The organism is Parabacteroides hominis (assembly GCF_014287585.1).
GTDB classification, from domain to species: domain Bacteria; phylum Bacteroidota; class Bacteroidia; order Bacteroidales; family Tannerellaceae; genus Parabacteroides; species Parabacteroides hominis.
On the sequence record NZ_JACOOJ010000025.1, the window covers coordinates 43,100 to 60,616 of the forward strand.

The 17,517-nt window shown below is 47.0% G+C and carries 7 protein-coding genes; 3 read left to right on the top strand and 4 right to left on the bottom strand.

The features are described from left to right. Positions 1-1,505: 1,505 nt before the first annotated feature. Positions 1,506-4,841, top strand: a complete 3,336-nt coding sequence (locus H8S65_RS21255) for a DUF6383 domain-containing protein (RefSeq protein ID WP_301332338.1) — start codon at positions 1,506-1,508, stop codon at positions 4,839-4,841. Between the two features lie 1,371 nt (positions 4,842-6,212). Continuing rightward, the gene (locus H8S65_RS13660) at positions 6,213-8,996 is read left to right on the top strand and encodes an FAD-binding and (Fe-S)-binding domain-containing protein (RefSeq protein WP_186930488.1); all 2,784 of its coding nucleotides are present in this window, start codon (positions 6,213-6,215) and stop codon (positions 8,994-8,996) included. Between the two features lie 81 nt (positions 8,997-9,077). Here the strand turns inward: H8S65_RS13660 and H8S65_RS13665 are convergent, their stop codons facing one another. The 4 genes from H8S65_RS13665 to H8S65_RS13680 all read right to left on the bottom strand — a co-directional run bounded on the left by H8S65_RS13665 (position 9,078) and on the right by H8S65_RS13680 (position 16,853). Then, complete coding sequence (locus tag H8S65_RS13665; RefSeq protein ID WP_186930489.1) at positions 9,078-10,454, bottom strand: NAD(P)/FAD-dependent oxidoreductase; 1,377 nt, start codon at positions 10,452-10,454, stop codon at positions 9,078-9,080. Positions 10,455-10,649: 195 nt separating this feature from the next. Beyond that, positions 10,650-12,707, bottom strand: coding sequence for a transcriptional regulator (locus H8S65_RS13670; RefSeq protein WP_186930490.1), 2,058 nt, complete (start codon positions 12,705-12,707; stop codon positions 10,650-10,652). 118 nt (positions 12,708-12,825) lie between these two features. After that, a complete protein-coding gene (gene carB / locus H8S65_RS13675) occupies positions 12,826-16,044 on the bottom strand; it encodes a carbamoyl-phosphate synthase (glutamine-hydrolyzing) large subunit (RefSeq protein WP_186930491.1) in 3,219 nt (1,072 codons plus the stop codon). Positions 16,045-16,316: 272 nt separating this feature from the next. Next, positions 16,317-16,853, bottom strand: a complete 537-nt coding sequence (locus H8S65_RS13680; RefSeq protein WP_186930492.1) for a hypothetical protein — start codon at positions 16,851-16,853, stop codon at positions 16,317-16,319. Between the two features lie 329 nt (positions 16,854-17,182). Between H8S65_RS13680 and H8S65_RS13685 the strand changes: the two genes are divergently transcribed. Further along, positions 17,183-17,440 (top strand): hypothetical protein, encoded by a 258-nt coding sequence (locus tag H8S65_RS13685; RefSeq protein ID WP_186930493.1) that lies wholly within the window; start codon positions 17,183-17,185, stop codon positions 17,438-17,440. Positions 17,441-17,517 lie beyond the last annotated feature (77 nt).

Genomic DNA, 17,517 nt, shown 5'->3' on the forward strand with positions numbered 1-17,517 from the left:
TCATTCCTTTCTGTCGGCTCTTCAGGGATTGCCGATACCGCCTGTTTCTTTGCGATCCCGCACTTGATGCGGGAAGCTCTCTTTTGCCGTCTGCTTCAGCAGACGGATAGATGATTGCTCCGGCTTTGCCGGTTCCTCTGTGGGTTTTTAACCCCTTTAAATATAATAGATGAAAGGGGCTGAAGCCCACAAAGGAAGAGGCTTTGCCTCCAGACCTTTTAAACCGTCTGCTGAAGCAGACGGCAAAAGAGAGGATGAAGGGGCTTTGGGGATTGCCCTTTTACTTTCATGAAGTTTCCTTACTGGGAAACTCTCGTTTCCTAATGAGGGAACTTATGTTTCCAGCATAGGGAACTCTCGTTTCCTGCTGAGGGAATTACAGTTTCCTTCAGGGGGAAACTGTAATAGGCTGGTTATCAATATCTATTAATACACTGTTTGAGATTCGTTTTTACTTCATTCAAAGTATATCAGGTACTTGTATTTTATCGAGCATTTTTTCTTGTCGATTCGGAAAACCTATTTACCTTTACAACGATTCCGTAGTGGGCAGCGGCTCACAGGGCGCGGGCTATTGTTCTATTATTGTTGGATGGGCTTTGCAGAGCCTTAGGATTAATAATAGACAATAGACCCGCGTTTTTTTATGCCCCATCCGCCTCTCTTTTGCCGTCTGCTTCAGCAGACGGTTTAAAGGATTTAGAGGCAAAGCCTCTTCCTCTGTGGGTTTTTAACCCCTTTCATTGATTGCATTTAAAGGGGTTAAAACCCACAAAGGAACCGGCAAAGCCGGGAACAATCACCTATCCGTCTGCTGAAGCAGACGGCAAAAAAGAGGCTGCGGCATGAGGCTTGCCTCACTTGAAACTCATAGGAGCAGGTGGTATCGGCCATCCCCAAAGAGCCGTCAGGCTCTATTTCCGGCATAGGGTATTCTCGTCTCCTGCCGAGGGATTATCCGTTTTGAGATTCGTTTTTTACTTCATTCAAAGTATATCAGGTACTTGTATTTTATCCCTAAACTAAGGGAATATGTTGTCCAAAGGGTATTGTTTTGTCCTGTAACCCACATATTTTGGAAAATTACGAGCATTTTCCCTTGTCGATTCGGAAAACCTATTTACCTTTGCAACGATTCCGTAGTGGGCAGCGGCTCACAGGGCGCGGGATCAATTACATATTGTAAGCATTTTACGAAGATTATTCCTATTCAAAAATCTGGTAAATTTTTAGCACAATGGGATAATGGACAGTAAATGCTTGCGCTGGTTACGTATAAGTTTATCTACCATTTTTATGGGAGGATTGTTATATCGTATAAGGCGCGGGCTATTGTTCTATTATTATTGTGCGGGCTTACCAGAGCCTTTGAATAAATAATAGACAATTGACCCGCGTTTTTTTATGCCCGTTCATAATCATTCGCGGGGAGTTGTTCTCCCCTTCGTAAAATTAGTTGTTGGATTCTTAAACACTATTTTATTAACAATTAATTTTTAATGATTATGAACAAGAGATTTTCTACTCTTTTGGCTACCGCTCTGGTAGCAGGTGGACTGTCTGCAAATGTGATGGCAAAAGATATTGCCACTACAGATTTGAAAGACGGTCAGTTCATCCATTTGTCAACGGCAACTGGTGGAACCACTTATCTGACAATGGATGATAAAGGTGGTTTTTCAACAGTAACAGCTACAAGCTGGTCTGGTAATATTGATAAATTACTGGGTTCTTTATGGCAGGTTAAGTTGATTCCTCATACTACTCAGGCAGGAACAACTTATACTTATTCATTAACAAACCGCTTGTCTGGCCAATTGTTGTCAGTCAAGTTGCAATCGGATGTCGATGGTGGCGGACGTTCTGCTAACATTACTGCTAATGAAAAAGGTGGTAACACTGAATGGGCTTATGTATCAGGCAACGGTCTTTATGCTGTTAAAGGTGACTCTATTTTTACTATTGGAACAAGTGGTGATGCATTGAGTTTTGCTGCTGAAAAGACAACGACTGCTCCTGAGAATTTGACTTTGTACATGGGTGCTGTTTCTGATGGCAAGGTCACATTGAAAGCTAATGACTTCAACACATTGGTAAAAGCAAATGCTGGTCGTTTGTTCTTTACGGATGAGAATGTTTCTTCTACTGAAAAGAATGTGTTGACGGCTAATAAGTGGAAAGCTATTGATGCGGTTGTTGATAATACTACTGGTGCTTATGATGCTGCAGGTGAAGGTAAATCTTCTGTTTTGTATCTGACAAACGGTAAAGAGTACAAGAACCGTATGGATGCAGATATGGCTGGTGCAACAACAACACAGAAAGAATATCTGTTGGTTGATTATAACTTCTACGATCCAAGCAAAGAATTTAATGTGCTGAAAGTTGATACAATTGCTGTAGAACCTGTTGAAGTAGCAGTCTCTACTCTGGATAAGCGTACAGTTATTGCAAAACATCATCCGGCAACAGCTGCATTCACTGTAACATATTTCATCCCGAATGATTCAATGGTGATTGCTCCGGCTTATGTTCAGACTTCTATTCCGGTGGCAACAACTTTGAAAGCTATGCATACTGCATTGCCTACAGAAGGAGTAATTACAGATGTTAAAACTGCTGTGAATACATTGGAAACATCCGTTGCATTATTCTATACAACTTATTCTTCAGGTTCAATGCCAGCAAAGGGTGACAAGTTCGTTGAAGCAAACTTTGCAGCGAATGGAGCTTGGCAAGCATCTGCAGGTTCATCATCTACCGGTGAAGAATTGATCGAAGCTGTGAAGACTGCAATAAAAGGTATCACTTATTCAACAATAGCTGCAACAAAAAAACAGGAAGAAGCTTACGTCGCTGCAGTAAATAAATATTTGACTGCTCTTAATGGGTTGGAAATTGCAGATCTTGCTACAGATGGTAGTGGTGCTACTCATTATGCTAAAGTCTCTACCTCTGCCATCAAAGACGGTGAAAACTACGTTGATGGTTTGAGCCCTTTGGAAGTGACTGCTGTTAATCCTGATAAGCAAGTGGTAATCCGTAAACTTTCTAACACAAAGGTTTTGACTATCGGTGAAATCACTTCTGCTACAGAAACTAACGGCAACCTGATCGCCACTATCAAAACATCCGACAAAGACGCAACAATCGGTGGTGATGCTACAATCGCTGAAGGTCTGTATTATGTAATTGATGCAAAGAAAGAAAGAAGTGGTGTTGCTAATGAATATTATGGCTTATACTTTGATGCAAGCCCGGTTAATCCTGCTAAGTATGTAGCAAAAACTCAGGCATTCAATCCGTTCGCTCAATTCGTAGTTTCTAAAGCTGCTGGTGTTGACAAAGGCAATTACACAATTGAAAACCGTGCAACAACAGATGCTAAGTGGCAGGGTGTAACTAATGTTGTAGACAAAGACAACAATATCTTCGCTATCGGTAACGACACAATCCAGTTGGTAGCAGCCGAAGACGTAGACGCAGACAACGCTTATATCGGCTACAAATATATCACAGCTAACGATGCAAAGAACAACAAGTTCACCATCACTTCTGCTGCTGACGTATTGGAAGGACAGAGCATTGTTATGACAAAAGACTCTACACTGAAAGTAGCTGCTCCGGAAGGCGAAGTTCTGTATACATTAGTTCCTTCTGCTGAAGAAGAATACGGTGTAGCTGATGCTTTGGCAAAAGTAACTTACACAATCATGGATGCTGATAGCGCATTTATCATCAAAGATGCAAATGACCGCTATGTATTCTCTAACGGTAAGTATGCAACAAAGAACGGTACTCCGGTTCAGTTCACTATGATCGCTGTTGATACTGATTCTACTTATGTATTGTATGATGAAGATGGAGCTCTGAAGTTAGTTGTTAGCACCCAGTACAAGACCATCTCAGGTGAAGATGCGGAAACCGCTCGCAACGACATGTTCATCGTTAAACCGCAGTCTGCTCCTTCTTCTTACAAATCTCTGCCGAAACACGTACGCATCCAGGCTATCAACGGTGACTATGCTGCTGTTAACGCTGCAAACCAGGGCATCGCTGTTCGCGAAGGTGATTTGAAGGCTGATGCTTATAGCAACTTAGACTTTATCTTCTGGTTGGATACAGCTCATTATGACAATGCTGCTCCTTACACTTACTACATCACGAAGGGTGTTAAGGCCACTGAAGAAGTTGCTGCAAGCCGTCTGTATATGTGGAACTCTGTAGACTCTGCTGATGCAAAGGATGCAAACAAAGAACTTCCGTACATCTACGGTACAGGTGCAAACCGCGTTATGTTCCGCACTGCTTCTATCATGGCTCAGGATACATTGTTAGTTCCCGCTTTGGATGCTGCTGCTAAGATCGACACCGTATCTGTTGCTAATGGTACTTCAAAAGACGGTTTGAAACACGCTGTTAAAGCAGGTGTTAAGAACTTCCAGTTCAGCTTCGAATTTGCAAGCAAAGACGCTGAAGGCGAATACAACATCGTATGCCAGAATGCAAATGGCAAGAACTACGTCCACAACATCAACGGTGTTTTGGCAATGGGTCCGAAAGAAGATGCAGTTGTCGTAAACGTTCTTGAAGTTTCTGCAGACGATGTAATTGCAACAGACAACGAAACAATCGCAACATCTGAAGTAGCCGTTATCGCAGGCGAAGGCCAGGTAACGATCGCTAACGCTGCCGGCAAGAAGGTTGTTATCAGCAACATCTTAGGCCAGGTAGTAGCCAACACGGTTCTTGCTTCCGACAACGCTGTAATCGCTGCTCCCCAGGGTGTAGTCGTTGTAGCTGTCGAAGGCGAAAAAGCTGTCAAAGCAATTGTAAAATAAAAGAAACACACAAATTCCCCTTGCCGGGGGATTGATCCCCCGGCAAAAGGAAGATATTTTATAATCAAATAATTCTAAAGTGTTTGGCCGCGTGCCGTGAAAACGGCAATTACCCTGCGACAGGCGAACAAGCGGTCAGATTTAATATTAATAATACTAAAGTATATTGAAATTAAAAGTTCAATGTAGCCTGTAGCCCTGTGAAGGACGAAAGCATACAGAAAACAAGCCCCGGAGGTGATCGACATCTTCGGGGCTTCGTTGTTATAAGGAAGGCTATATTCATTTCTCTTTATTGGTACGGGTAAGGTTCGGATATAAGAATATTTGAACCTGTAAATGATGATTTATCAGCGAGCTAACAAACGAGGTTTGTCTCGTGGCTGTAGGCTCTCTTTTGCCGTCTGCTTCAGCAGACGGTTTAAAAGATTTAGAGGCAAAGCCTCTTCCTCTGTGGACTTCAGTCCCTTTCATCTATTGTATCAAAAGGGGTTAAAACCCACAGAGGAACCGGCAAAGCCGGAACAATCATCTATCCGTCTGCTGAAGCAGACGGCAAAAGAGAACCTGCGGCACGAGACGCTGCCTTGTCTGTTTGCTCACCCATAAATCATTATTTATGTTTCAAATCTGCTAAAATATGAGTCTGATAGACGCAAATATAATTTTGACGCGGATTTCGCGAATAACACGGATAAGAAATATGTATCAGGTGTTTAATCCGCGAAATCCGCGTCAAAAAATCCTGTTTATTTATTTTAATCTGCGTCTATCAAACTCAAACCTCGTATGTGAAGTTGTTCCTATAAATGCCTGTCGCTTCCCGAAAAGACAGGCATCGGTTGGCGGATAGATGCCGACCTTTTTCCTGCTACCCTATAGGCTTTTCCCGGACAGGCTAAAGGCTGTATTTTTTAGCCTATAACCTGTATTTTATGGGACAGGAACCAATCAGATCACTTATATGACAAAACTAAAAAACAGGGTTCACGGCGGTAAAAGGCTAATGGCCAGCGACTTGTTGTGAAGGCTGTGAAACCTGTTTACGATCATCCAATCCTATCGATCGATCCCATCTTTTTTTATCTTGCATTCACAGGGTTCACAGCAACGTGCTGATCTACAGAGTCCCCCGAACAGTGTGAACCCTAATTAAATAAAACAACCAGAGGGGTATTTAGGGGATAATCTTAAGTGGTACATTCGATTCGAAACAAAACTACACATCTCACGGCAAGAAGGTCTTTTTGGGGAGGGAAAGGAGGATGTGCCTTTATTTGTAAAGGATGTGTATTGTTGTTAAAGAAGTGATATTATATAATAAGACTTGTCCCTGTTTATATCTTTGTCTTTATCTAAGAAAACATATTTATGAAAAGGAAATCGTATACCGATGCGCTTACCACATTGGCAAAAGGAACGGATGCCGGCTTGTACCGGCTGATACCGGAAAGGGTAGAGATTGTAAACAGTGAAGCAGAAGTGCAGGAAGTCCTGGCCGAGTGCCGGTCAGCCGGTAAACCTTTGACTTTTAAAGCAGGAGGCACATCCTTGTCGGGACAGACCATTACGGACTCCGTCCTCGTGGAGATCGGTCCCGATTTCGGGAAGACGAAGATTTCAGAAGACGGACGGCTGGCAACTTTCCCTTGCGGGATTACCGGCGATCATGCCAACCGGCTGCTGAAACGTTACGGGAGGAAGTTGGGACCGAGTCCGGCTTCCATCAAATCGGCCCGTATCAGCGGGATCGTGGCCAACAATGCCAGTGGTTCCAGCTACGGTATTACCTATAATTCCTATCATACGGTCCACAGCATGCGCCTGATCCTGTCGGACGGGACTTTGCTCGATACCGCTTCGGCCGAAAGCCGGAGACATTTTGCCGAGAGCCATCCCGAATGGGTGGACGGCCTGCTTGCACTCCTGGAAAGGGTGAAGCAAAATCCGGAAATGGAGGCTCGCATACGTCATAAATACGAACTGAAGAATACTTGCGGGTACGGGGTTAATTCGCTGGTCGACTATGACGATCCGGTCGATATCCTGATGCATCTGATGATCGGTTCGGAAGGAACGCTCGGTTTTATCTCGGAAGTGACCTTCGAGACGGTCCCCGACCTGAAACTGAAAGCCTCGGCTTTGCTCTACTTCCCCTCTATCCGCGAAGCCTGCAAATCTATTCTGCCGCTTCGCGAGTGCAGTGTTTCGGCTGCCGAATTGATGGACCGCAATGCCCTCCGTGCCGTCGAGAACGAGCCGGGTATGCCCGAAACGCTCCGGACTTTGCCGGATGAGGCGGTCGCCCTCCTGATCGATACCTCTGCCAATGACGAGCAGACGCTGCAAAAGCAGTTTGCCGAGATTGAAGAGAAGCTCTCTTCCGTACAAACGCTTTATCCGGTTTCTTTTACCACCGATCCGGGGCTGTATGCCACTTACTGGCGTGTACGGAGCGGCCTGTTTACGTCGGCTGCGGCAGGACGTCCGCGGGGGACGGTTTCCATTATAGAAGATATCGCTTTCCGGGGGGATGTCTTGGGAGACGCCCTGACTGATGTGCGCGAAGTGCTTGCCAGACATCATTATCCCGATGCCGTGATGTGGGGGCACTTGTTGGACGGAAATGTCCATTTCACCATTTTCCCGGATATCAACCGCCCGGAAGGGGTGAAGGGGTATGCCGCCTTTATGCAGGAACTGACCGACACGGTGCTCCGGCATGACGGCAGCCTGAAAGCCGAACACGGGACGGGGCGCAATATGGCTCCGTTTGTCCGCCAGGAATGGGGAGACGATATCTACCTGTTGATGAAAGATATCAAGAAGCTGATGGACCCGCTGAACTTGTTGAACCCCGGTGTGCTGATCAACGACGATCCGCAGGTGCTTGTCAGGAACCTCAAGCAGATGCCGCTGGCGAACGATCTGATAGACCGTTGTATCGAGTGCGGTTTCTGCGAAGTGCAGTGCCCGGCACGCAACCTGACGATCACGCCCCGCCAGCGTATCGTGATCTACCGTACCTTGTCGGCGATGGCGGAAAGAGGCGAGACGGATACTCTCCGTTACGCCGAACTGAAGAAAGCCTTTCAATATAAGGGGAATGAAACGTGCGCCACGGACGGCCTTTGTGGGACAGCCTGTCCGGTCGGGATCAATACCGGTTTGCTGATCAAGGAACTGCGTTGGAAAGAGAACGGGAAGGCCGCGAACCGGATCGCCTCTTTTATTGCGAAAGACATGGATTCGGTCACGAATATGTTGCGCCCTATGCTTTCCTTTGCACATGGCGTTTCCAAAGTGATCGGCTATGGGACGATGGAAGGAATCACGCGCGGCCTGTTCCGGATCAGCGGCCATCGTTTCCCGCTTTGGACGCGGCATACGCCGTCGGGAGCCCGCAAACTCGATTATACGACCGAGACACCGCTTCCGGGACAGTCCGAAATGGTTTATTTTCCCTCTTGTATCACCCGCACGATGGGAGCCTCTGCCGATTATGACGAGAAAGCAAGTGTGACGGAAAAGACAATCTCCCTGTTGCATAAGGCCGGGTTCGCCATTCGTTATCCGGAAAATATTCACCGCCTCTGCTGCGGTATGGCTTTCAGTAGCAAAGGATTCCGCAGGCAGGCTAAGGAAAAGGAGGAGGAATTGAACGAGGCTTTATTGAAGATCAGTAATAACGGGACTTTGCCGATCCTTTGCGATATGAGCCCCTGCCTGCTCCATATGCGCGAAACTCTGGACAAACGGTTGCGCCTTTACGAGCCGGTCGAATTTATTTATGATTTCATGCTGGACCGGTTGGAGTTCGAGCCTCTGCCGCTTACGGTTGCCGTCCATAGCACGTGCAGCACAACGAAAATGGGAGTGACAGCCAAATTGCAGGCGCTTGCCGGCATGTGCGCCGCCAAAGTCGTTTCGCCGATGGAGGTGACCTGTTGCGGATGGGCGGGCGACCGGGGTTTCTTCTATCCCGAACTGAACGCTTCCGCCTTGCGAACATTGCCCGCCAGCCTGGAAGGGGCCACCGAAGGATATAGTAACAGCCGGACCTGCGAAATCGGCCTGACGATGAACAGCGGTATTTCCTATAAATCGATTGTTTACCTGGTGGACAAGGTTACCCGGAAGAAGGAAGGGCTTTAAAATAAAATCCCCCCGTACTCTTACAAGCGAGCCGGGGGATTTTCAGTTTGGCATTTTTATTATAGGGAGTTGTTTAGGTTATCATGCCCAGCCGTTCAACATTCCGTAGAAATACATGGGTTTCAGGAAATAAACCTTCAGCATCCATGCAGCCCAGAGTTCCTTCGATGTGTCCATCATCGTGAACGGGAACGAGTTTTCGGCCTCTTTCTTGTAGTTGAACTCGCACAGGAGAACATGCCCGTAGTCCGTTACGATCGGGCAGGCGGCATATCCGTCGTATTTCTCGGCCGGCTCTTTGCCTTCCATCAGCGAAATCAGGTTCTTGGCAGCGATAGGCACTTGCTTGCGGATCGCTGCGGATGTCTTGCTGGTCGGGATTCCGGCTACGTCTCCTAAGGAGACGATATTCGGATATGTCTTGTGCACCAGCGTTTCTTTGTCTACCATTACCCAGGCATCGGCGGCCAGTTTGCCTTCCGTCCATCCCAGTCCGGCTTCTTTTACGAAATCGGGAGCCGACATCGGCGGCGTGAAATGCAGGAAGTCATAATCTTCTACAAACGGCGTGTAGACTTTTTGATCGCCCACTGTTTCGATCTTCTCGAAATGTACCTGCTTGGCAGCCGTGTCTACGCCTTTCACGCGTACATTCAGGTTGATAGGAATGTTGCGCTCTTTGTAGATTTCCAACAAGCGGGGAGTGAAGTAGGGAATATCATACAATTCCTTGGAAGCTGTATAGTAATTCAGGTCTACCTTGTCACGTGTTCCCTGCTTACGGTTGTAATGTTCTGTCAACAGACAGATTTTTTTGGGTGCACCGCCACATTTATGCTTGGTATAAGTGTCGGTGTAGATTCCACGTCCGCCTGTTTTGGAAAATTCCTGTAGAGCTTTCCAGGTCTTTTGTGCACCTTCGAAATCATAGATGCTGTGAGCGTTTCCTTGTCCAAGTGTCGCTTGCGTGATACCTTCCACCTTTTCCCAGTTGATCTGGATTCCGGGGGTCAGGACCAGAAAGTCGTAAGCGATCTTTCCGTTATTTTTAGTCGTTACCTGATTCCATACGGGATCGACGGCGGCAACAGAATCTTTAATCCATTTGATATCGCTGGGCATGCAGTCTTCCTGCTTTTTCCAGACGTCATCCGGTTGGTACACACCCGACGCGATCAGGGTGAAACCCGGTTGATAAAACTGACGGTCACTGGGATCGATCAGGGTGATATCCGGCTTGTCCAGCCAACTCTTTAAACGGGCAGCCATACTGATACCGGCAGCGCCTCCGCCGATAATTACGATTTTACCTTTGGCATTGCTTGAAAACGCTTTTGCCTTTTGTGTACTTGCAGCGGTCAGTAAACCGGCCATTGCCATTAGTTTGAAAAAGTGGCGGCGATCGATACCTTTCTTCTCGAATGCCTTCAATTGATCTTCCAGTTCGTGTTTCATCATGTCTAAAAAATTAGATTTTGGTTGCAAAGAAAAGATAATCCGCAGGGGCGTACAAAGAAAGGACTACTACATGGATTGCGCAAGTGTTTTGAGGGGTTGGGAATACTACTACATTACTTTCTCATCTCCTTTTTGAGTATGATTAAATGATTGAGCTGTAGTAATATATAGAATATGCTTTTCTAAGAAAATATTTTAGTAACTCATTAAAAAATCAACCAGATTTGTATCGCCTTCCAGCTCCAAACGCTTTCTCAGGCGGTATCGGCGCAGCTCTATAGCCCGTAACGATACGTTCATAAGGGATGCAATTTCCTTTGTGGACAGGTTCATGCGGAGCAGGCAGCAGACACGGAGATCGCCTGTCGTAAGGTCGCTGTATTGTTGTCTGAGGCGGTCTATGAAATTCTGGTGCGTGCTGTTGAAATGACTTTCAAACAGCACCCAGTCCGCCTGGTTGTTCAGGGCTTCCTCCATCAGCACCTTCATGCGGTCGTAGAGCTTGTTGGGATAGCGTTCGCCCAACGTCTCTTTTTGTTTTTCCAGTTCTTCTAACAGTTTTTGGATTGCCTGGTTGCGTTTGACAAGGGCGGTTGTTTGCAATGTCAGTTCGTTATTCTTGCTCTGCAACTCCGCTTCGAGCATCCGGTTCTTTATTTCCTGCATTTGCTGTTGTTCGGCCTGCCGTTTGGCTTCGGCCTTTGCCTGCTCTTCCCGTTGAAGGTTTTTCAGGTTATAGCGAAGTACGGTCTGCACGACAAACCAGACGAATGCGATGTAGACCAGCCATGCCCATACCGTATTATACCAGGGAGGACGGACTTCGATGGACAAAGTGAGTTCGGGATAAGGACCTTTGATTATGTACTTGCGGACTTTTAATTCGTACCGTCCTTCCGGCAATTGCAGGAAAGTGATTTTTCCGTCGTGTTGCCAGGGAGACCAATCCGAGGAGACTCCTTCGATCTTGTAACTGATCTGGTGGTTGGAGGTGAATATCGTAGTGCCTACCCAAGCATTAAATTCTTGGAAATCATGCGGTAGAGAGAGGCGTTGCGTGTTGATCGGCAAGAGGTGAGTGCCGGAAACATCTATATACTCAAGTCCGGAAATCTTCAACGCCGTATTGCCGAGACTGTTACCGATCAGTTCCCGGATGTTGATCAGTAAAGTGCCTTGCATGGCGGAGATCAATACCAGGGAGTCGTTTAATGGGATGATGCGTTTGCCTCTTGTCACGAGGTTCATATTGTAATTGTCGAAGAGCAGGCGGCATTTCAATGTCCCGATACCGTCTGCCACATGAAACAGGCCGGCTTCGTTTCCGGTCGAGAGCCAGTACAGGTCGTCACCTGCCGGATAAACATGTTCGGCATCGGCGAATATGCCCAATGCTTCCGTGTCCCGGAATAATTGCTTAACGGTCGGAGCAGGTTCTTTCTCGATCCTTAAGCAAGGCTGTGCTTCGGCTTCGCTCGCGGGGACGAAAGGGCTTGCGGCTTCCAATGAGCGTTTGAAATAGCCGAGGTTGGTCTGGATATACAATTCTTTGCCATCCAGTCCGGCATTCGCCAGTTTGCCGATCGCGCTTCTTTTCCCTAATAAGGTGATCGGTGGATCGAAAGATATTTGTGATAATCCGTTGTCGAGCGCCACCCAGATTTGCCGGGAGTCCTGTACGCAGATAAAGCGGACGATGTTGTCCTGTAGCTGGTTCTGCAGAGACAAATGTTGCAGGATAGTACCGTCGGAGTCCGTGATATATAATCCTTGTGTCAGGGTTCCGATGAAAAAGAGCGTGCCGTTGGTAGCGAAGGCGCTCGGTTGTGCATTCTGTATTTCTATCGGTAAAGTGAAAGGTATTTCAACGGGTGGAGGAGTGAAGCGGACTTCCGGCGGAACCGTGTTCAGCGGATGGTAGTGGAGGACTCCGTCTTTGTCGCATGTCCAGCTTCCTAACATCGTCTCGTTGCGGGTGTAGATCGTGTCGTTGTAGTTCGTTACGCCGGTCACCTCTTCCTGTCCCGGCAGCGAATATAGTTTCCAGGTATTGCCGTCGAAAGCAAGCAGGCCGGAATTGTTGGCGACATACAACATGCCGTCGGGTGTCAGCGAAAAGCCCCAGTTCTGGCAACTCGCCTTATAATCGTCGACCGTATAGTTTTTTACAAATACATAGGGGATGGCTACTGACGCGCACACGGCATGTGCCGTGAACAGGAAAGAAATGAGAATGATCAGTAGTCTGTACATAGGTCTGTATGAATAATTGGCACGGATTTCGCGGATTTCACGGTTTGTCGATTATGAAAACTGTGTAATCCGTGTAATCCGTGCCTGAATTGTGCTACAAATATAATTAAATTCTTAATTATTTATATTCCTGCCAGCTCTTAATCTGGATGTCTTTTTCATCCATATTGCAGAAGGCGCTGATAAAGGCGCTTGCCAGGCGGGCGTTGGTGATCAATGGAATGTTGTGATCGATCGCTGCACGACGGATCTTGTAACCATTGGTCAGCTCGCGTTTGCTGTGATCCTTCGGAATGTTGACAACCAGTTCGAACACGTGCTGGCTGAACAGATCCATGATGTTCAGGTCGCCCTGTTCGTCAGGCCAGCAAACAGTTGTCGCAGGGATGCCGTTTTCATTCAGGAATTTAGCCGTTCCAGCCGTTCCGTAGATGTTGTAACCTTTGGCAGCTAACATATGGCAGGGTTCCAACAGTTCGGCTTTGCTCTTGGCGGCGCCGGAAGAAACCAGCACGTTCTTTTGCGGGATTCTGTTTCCGACAGCGATCATGGCAGAAAGCAATGCTTCGTCGAAGTCGTCGCCGATACAGCCTACTTCACCTGTAGAGCTCATGTCCACACCTAATACGGGGTCGGCCTTGTGCAGACGGGCGAATGAGAACTGGGAAGCCTTCACGCCGATCCAGTCGATATCGAATGCGCTCTTGTCCGGTTTGGTGTAAGGAGCGTCGAGCATGATACGGGTAGCCGTTTCGATAAAGTTACGTTTCAGGACTTTTGATACGAACGGGAAGCTGCGGGATGCACGCAGGTTACATTCGATTACCTTCACGTCGTTGTTCTTGGCCAGGAACTGGATGTTGAACGGTCCGCTGATGTTCAACTCTTTGGCGATCATCTTGCTGACCTTCTTGATGCGGCGGGCTGTCTCGAAGTAGATCTTCTGTGCCGGGAATACCAGCGTCGCGTCACCGGAGTGGACACCGGCAAACTCGATATGTTCGGAGATTGCGTATTCGACCACTTCGCCATTCATGGCTACCGCGTCGAACTCGATTTCTTTCGCTCCCTGCAGGAATTCGGAAACGACTACCGGATATTCTTTGGAAACCTTAGCAGCCAGGTTCAGGAATTCGATCATCTGCTCCTTGCTGTGGCATACGTTCATGGCTGCGCCGGAAAGCACGTAAGACGGACGGATCAGGATCGGGAAACCTACCTTTGCGATAAAGGCGTCGATCTCTTCCATGCTGGTCAACTCGGCCCAACGCGGCTGGTCGATACCTAACGTATCCAGCATCGCGGAGAATTTATGACGGTTTTCGGCACGGTCGATCGACAGCGGCGATGTTCCCAATACAGGCACATTCTGACGGTACAGCTTCATGGCGAGGTTGTTCGGGATCTGTCCGCCTACGGAAACGATTACGCCTTTCGGAAGTTCCAGGTCCATAACGTCGAGTACGCGTTCGAACGAAAGTTCGTCGAAGTACAGGCGGTCGCACATGTCATAATCGGTGGAAACCGTTTCCGGGTTGTAGTTGATCATGATGGATTTGTAGCCTAACTTGCGGGCTGTCTGTGCGGCATTTACCGAACACCAGTCGAACTCTACGGAAGAACCGATGCGGTAAGCGCCCGAACCTAAGATCACGACGCTTTTGTCGTTCGGATAATAAGAGATGTCGTGCTCGCTGCCGTCGTATGTCATATACAGGTAGTTCGTCAGTTCGGGATGTTCCGATGCGATCGTATTGATGCGTTTCACGCTCGGCAGGATACCTAATTTCTTACGCAGATTGCGCACGCGGATGTTTTCCTTTTCCATGTTGCCTTCCGGGCTTTCAACGTAGCGGGCGATCTGGAAGTCGGAGAATCCCAGGCGTTTTGCCTCTTTCAGCACATCTTCCGGCAGGTCTTCGATTTTATTGTAAGCAGACAATACTTTCGTATAGTCTACGATGTTTTTCAGTTTTTCCAGGAACCACGGAGTGATCTTGGACAGTTCGTGGATGCGGTCTACCGTGTAGCCTTTTTCCAATGCTTTGGCTACGGCGAAGATACGCAGGTCGGTAGGGTTGGCCAACGCATCGTCCAGGTTGTCGAATTCTACGTCGTTATTGCCGACGAAGCCGTGCATGCCCTGTCCGATCATACGCAGACCTTTCTGCATGATTTCCTCGAAGCTCTTGCCGATCGACATGATCTCGCCGACAGACTTCATGCTCGAACCGATCAGACGGCTTACACCGACGAACTTGGTCAAGTCCCAACGCGGGATCTTCACGATCATATAATCTACTTCCGGCGCTTTATAAGCGGAGTTAGGAGTTCCCATCTCTCCGATTTCGTCGAGGCTGTAACCCAGTGCCAGCTTGGCTGCCACGAATGCTAACGGATAACCGCTCGCTTTGGATGCGAGTGCGGAAGAACGGCTCAGGCGGGCGTTAACTTCGATCACGCGGTAGTCGCAAGTCTCGGAGTTGAATGCATACTGGATGTTACATTCGCCGACGATACCTAAGTGGCGGATCGTCTTGGTCGAAAGCTCTTTCAGCAGGTCCAGTTCCTTGTCTGTCAATGAGCAGGTAGGAGCGACAACAATACTTTCGCCGGTATGTACGCCTAACGGGTCCACATTTTCCATGCTTACGACCGTGAAGCAGTGGTCGTTCTTATCGCGGATTACTTCAAATTCGATTTCCTTCCAGCCTTTCAGCGATTCTTCCACCAATACCTGGGGAGAATAAGCGAAAGCGCTTTCTGCCAGCGTACGCAGTTCGGCTTCGTCCTTGCAGATACCGCTACCCATACCGCCCAACGCGTATGCTGAACGGATCATGACCGGGAAACCGATTTCGTAGGCTGCCTTCACGGCATCTTCCAGCTTTTCGACAGCGTGGCTGACCGGCGTTTTTACTTCTATCTCGTCAAGTTTCTTAACAAACAGGTCGCGGTCTTCCGTGTACATGATCGCTTCGACCGAAGTTCCCAGTACCTTTACACCGTATTTGGCCAGTGTTCCGCTGGTATACAGTTCGGTTCCGCAGTTCAGGGCAGTCTGTCCGCCGAAAGCCAGCAGGATACCGTCCGGTTGTTCTTTTTTGATCACTTCTTCAACAAAGTAAGGAGTGATCGGCAGGAAATACACCTTGTCGGCTACCCCTTCTGATGTTTGAATGGTTGCAATGTTCGGATTGAGCAATACGGTGCTGATTCCTTCTTCCTTCAGCGCCTTCAAAGCTTGTGAACCAGAGTAGTCAAATTCTCCGGCCTGTCCGATCTTCAAGGCTCCAGAGCCCAGAACAATCACCTTTTTGATACCACTTTTCGACATAGTAATTTGGGTTGTTTAATTTATTGATTTTATAGAATGTTATAACTGTCTTACGAGATCACAAGGCACAAAAAAAATGCGTTAGTAAAAGTAACTAACGCATCCTATATAACCAAATGATAATCCTTTAAAATAAAGAAATGAGCTTCATTATCCGACATATAACCGGAAAAGTACGCTGGATTATCCTTATGTGCTCTCTGTGTCATGAAACTCTATTTTCAAAATTTCGGCAAAGATAAGGATTAATCTTCAAATGTGCAATAGTTCGATCAGAATATGAATTGTACACCTAACAACAGTCTACGCCAATCAACGTCTACAATGAAATCGCCTCCGTTCCAGCAAGCTCCCTGATCTCTTCCGTAATGGTCTCCGCTATAACCGATGTACCCATAGTGAAGGATCAATCCTAATCGGTCGGTCAAAGCGAAAGTGCCTCCTAAAGTAAGTCCGACTTCTCCGTGTTCATTTGAAGGTGTTAAATTAGTCGAAGAAGCATAAGTTGCTTGAAGTTCTCCAAATAAACCAAGTCGTTTCTTACACCAATAATGGTATTGAGCGTATCCGGTCAGGTATAAAAAATTCGGTGATGCAGTTTCAATTTGCATCTTAATGCCGGCAGTCCATTTAGGATTGAATTTATATCCGATGGATGGGGCTATCATTGCAAACCGATCGGTAGAAGCGTCCCATTTGTATTGTCCGTATCCGGCACTTGCCTCTATGAAAAATCCCTTTTCTTTCAGTTGCGCCTGTATCGTTAAAACAGAAAAGAGACAGATTAAAGTAATAATGAATGTTTTCATGCTGTATTTAATTTGAATGATGTTGAGTTATCGTGGATTGACGAAAAGATTTATAGCTAATTCTTCAGACACAAAGGAGGAATTCTCTTTTAGTTGGTTAATTTGTGCATAAACATGATCTGCTTGCGGCTTGTTGTTCGGAATCTCATTGGTGCATGCTGATAACAGCCCTATTATGAATAGTAAAGATAGTTTTTTCACGTTCATGTAGCTTAAATTTATGAAGTTTAATAATGTGTGTGCAATATATAAAATAATGTCGTGTTTTACAAGCCTTGCAACAGGAAAACTGGGCAACCCAAATTTGGCAGAAACATAAATGATGATTCATGGGTGAGCTAACAGGCAAGGTTGCGCCTCGTACCGCAGGCTCTCTTTTGCCGTCTGCTTCAGCAGACGGATTAAAAGATTTAGAGGCAAAGCCTCTTCCACTGTGGACTTTAGGCCCTTTTCATATTATATTTAAAGGGGTTAAAACCCACAAAGGAACCGGCAAATCCGGAACAATCATCCATCCGTCTGCTGAAGTAGACGGCAAAAGAGAGCCTGTGGCACAAGGCTTGCGGCCTAAGACTTCGACACTATAATCACAAGCACGAAACACACCGATAAAACATCAATTCTTTAACGTTTCGAAATGTGTCGTGAGGAGTAATTTTCTTGG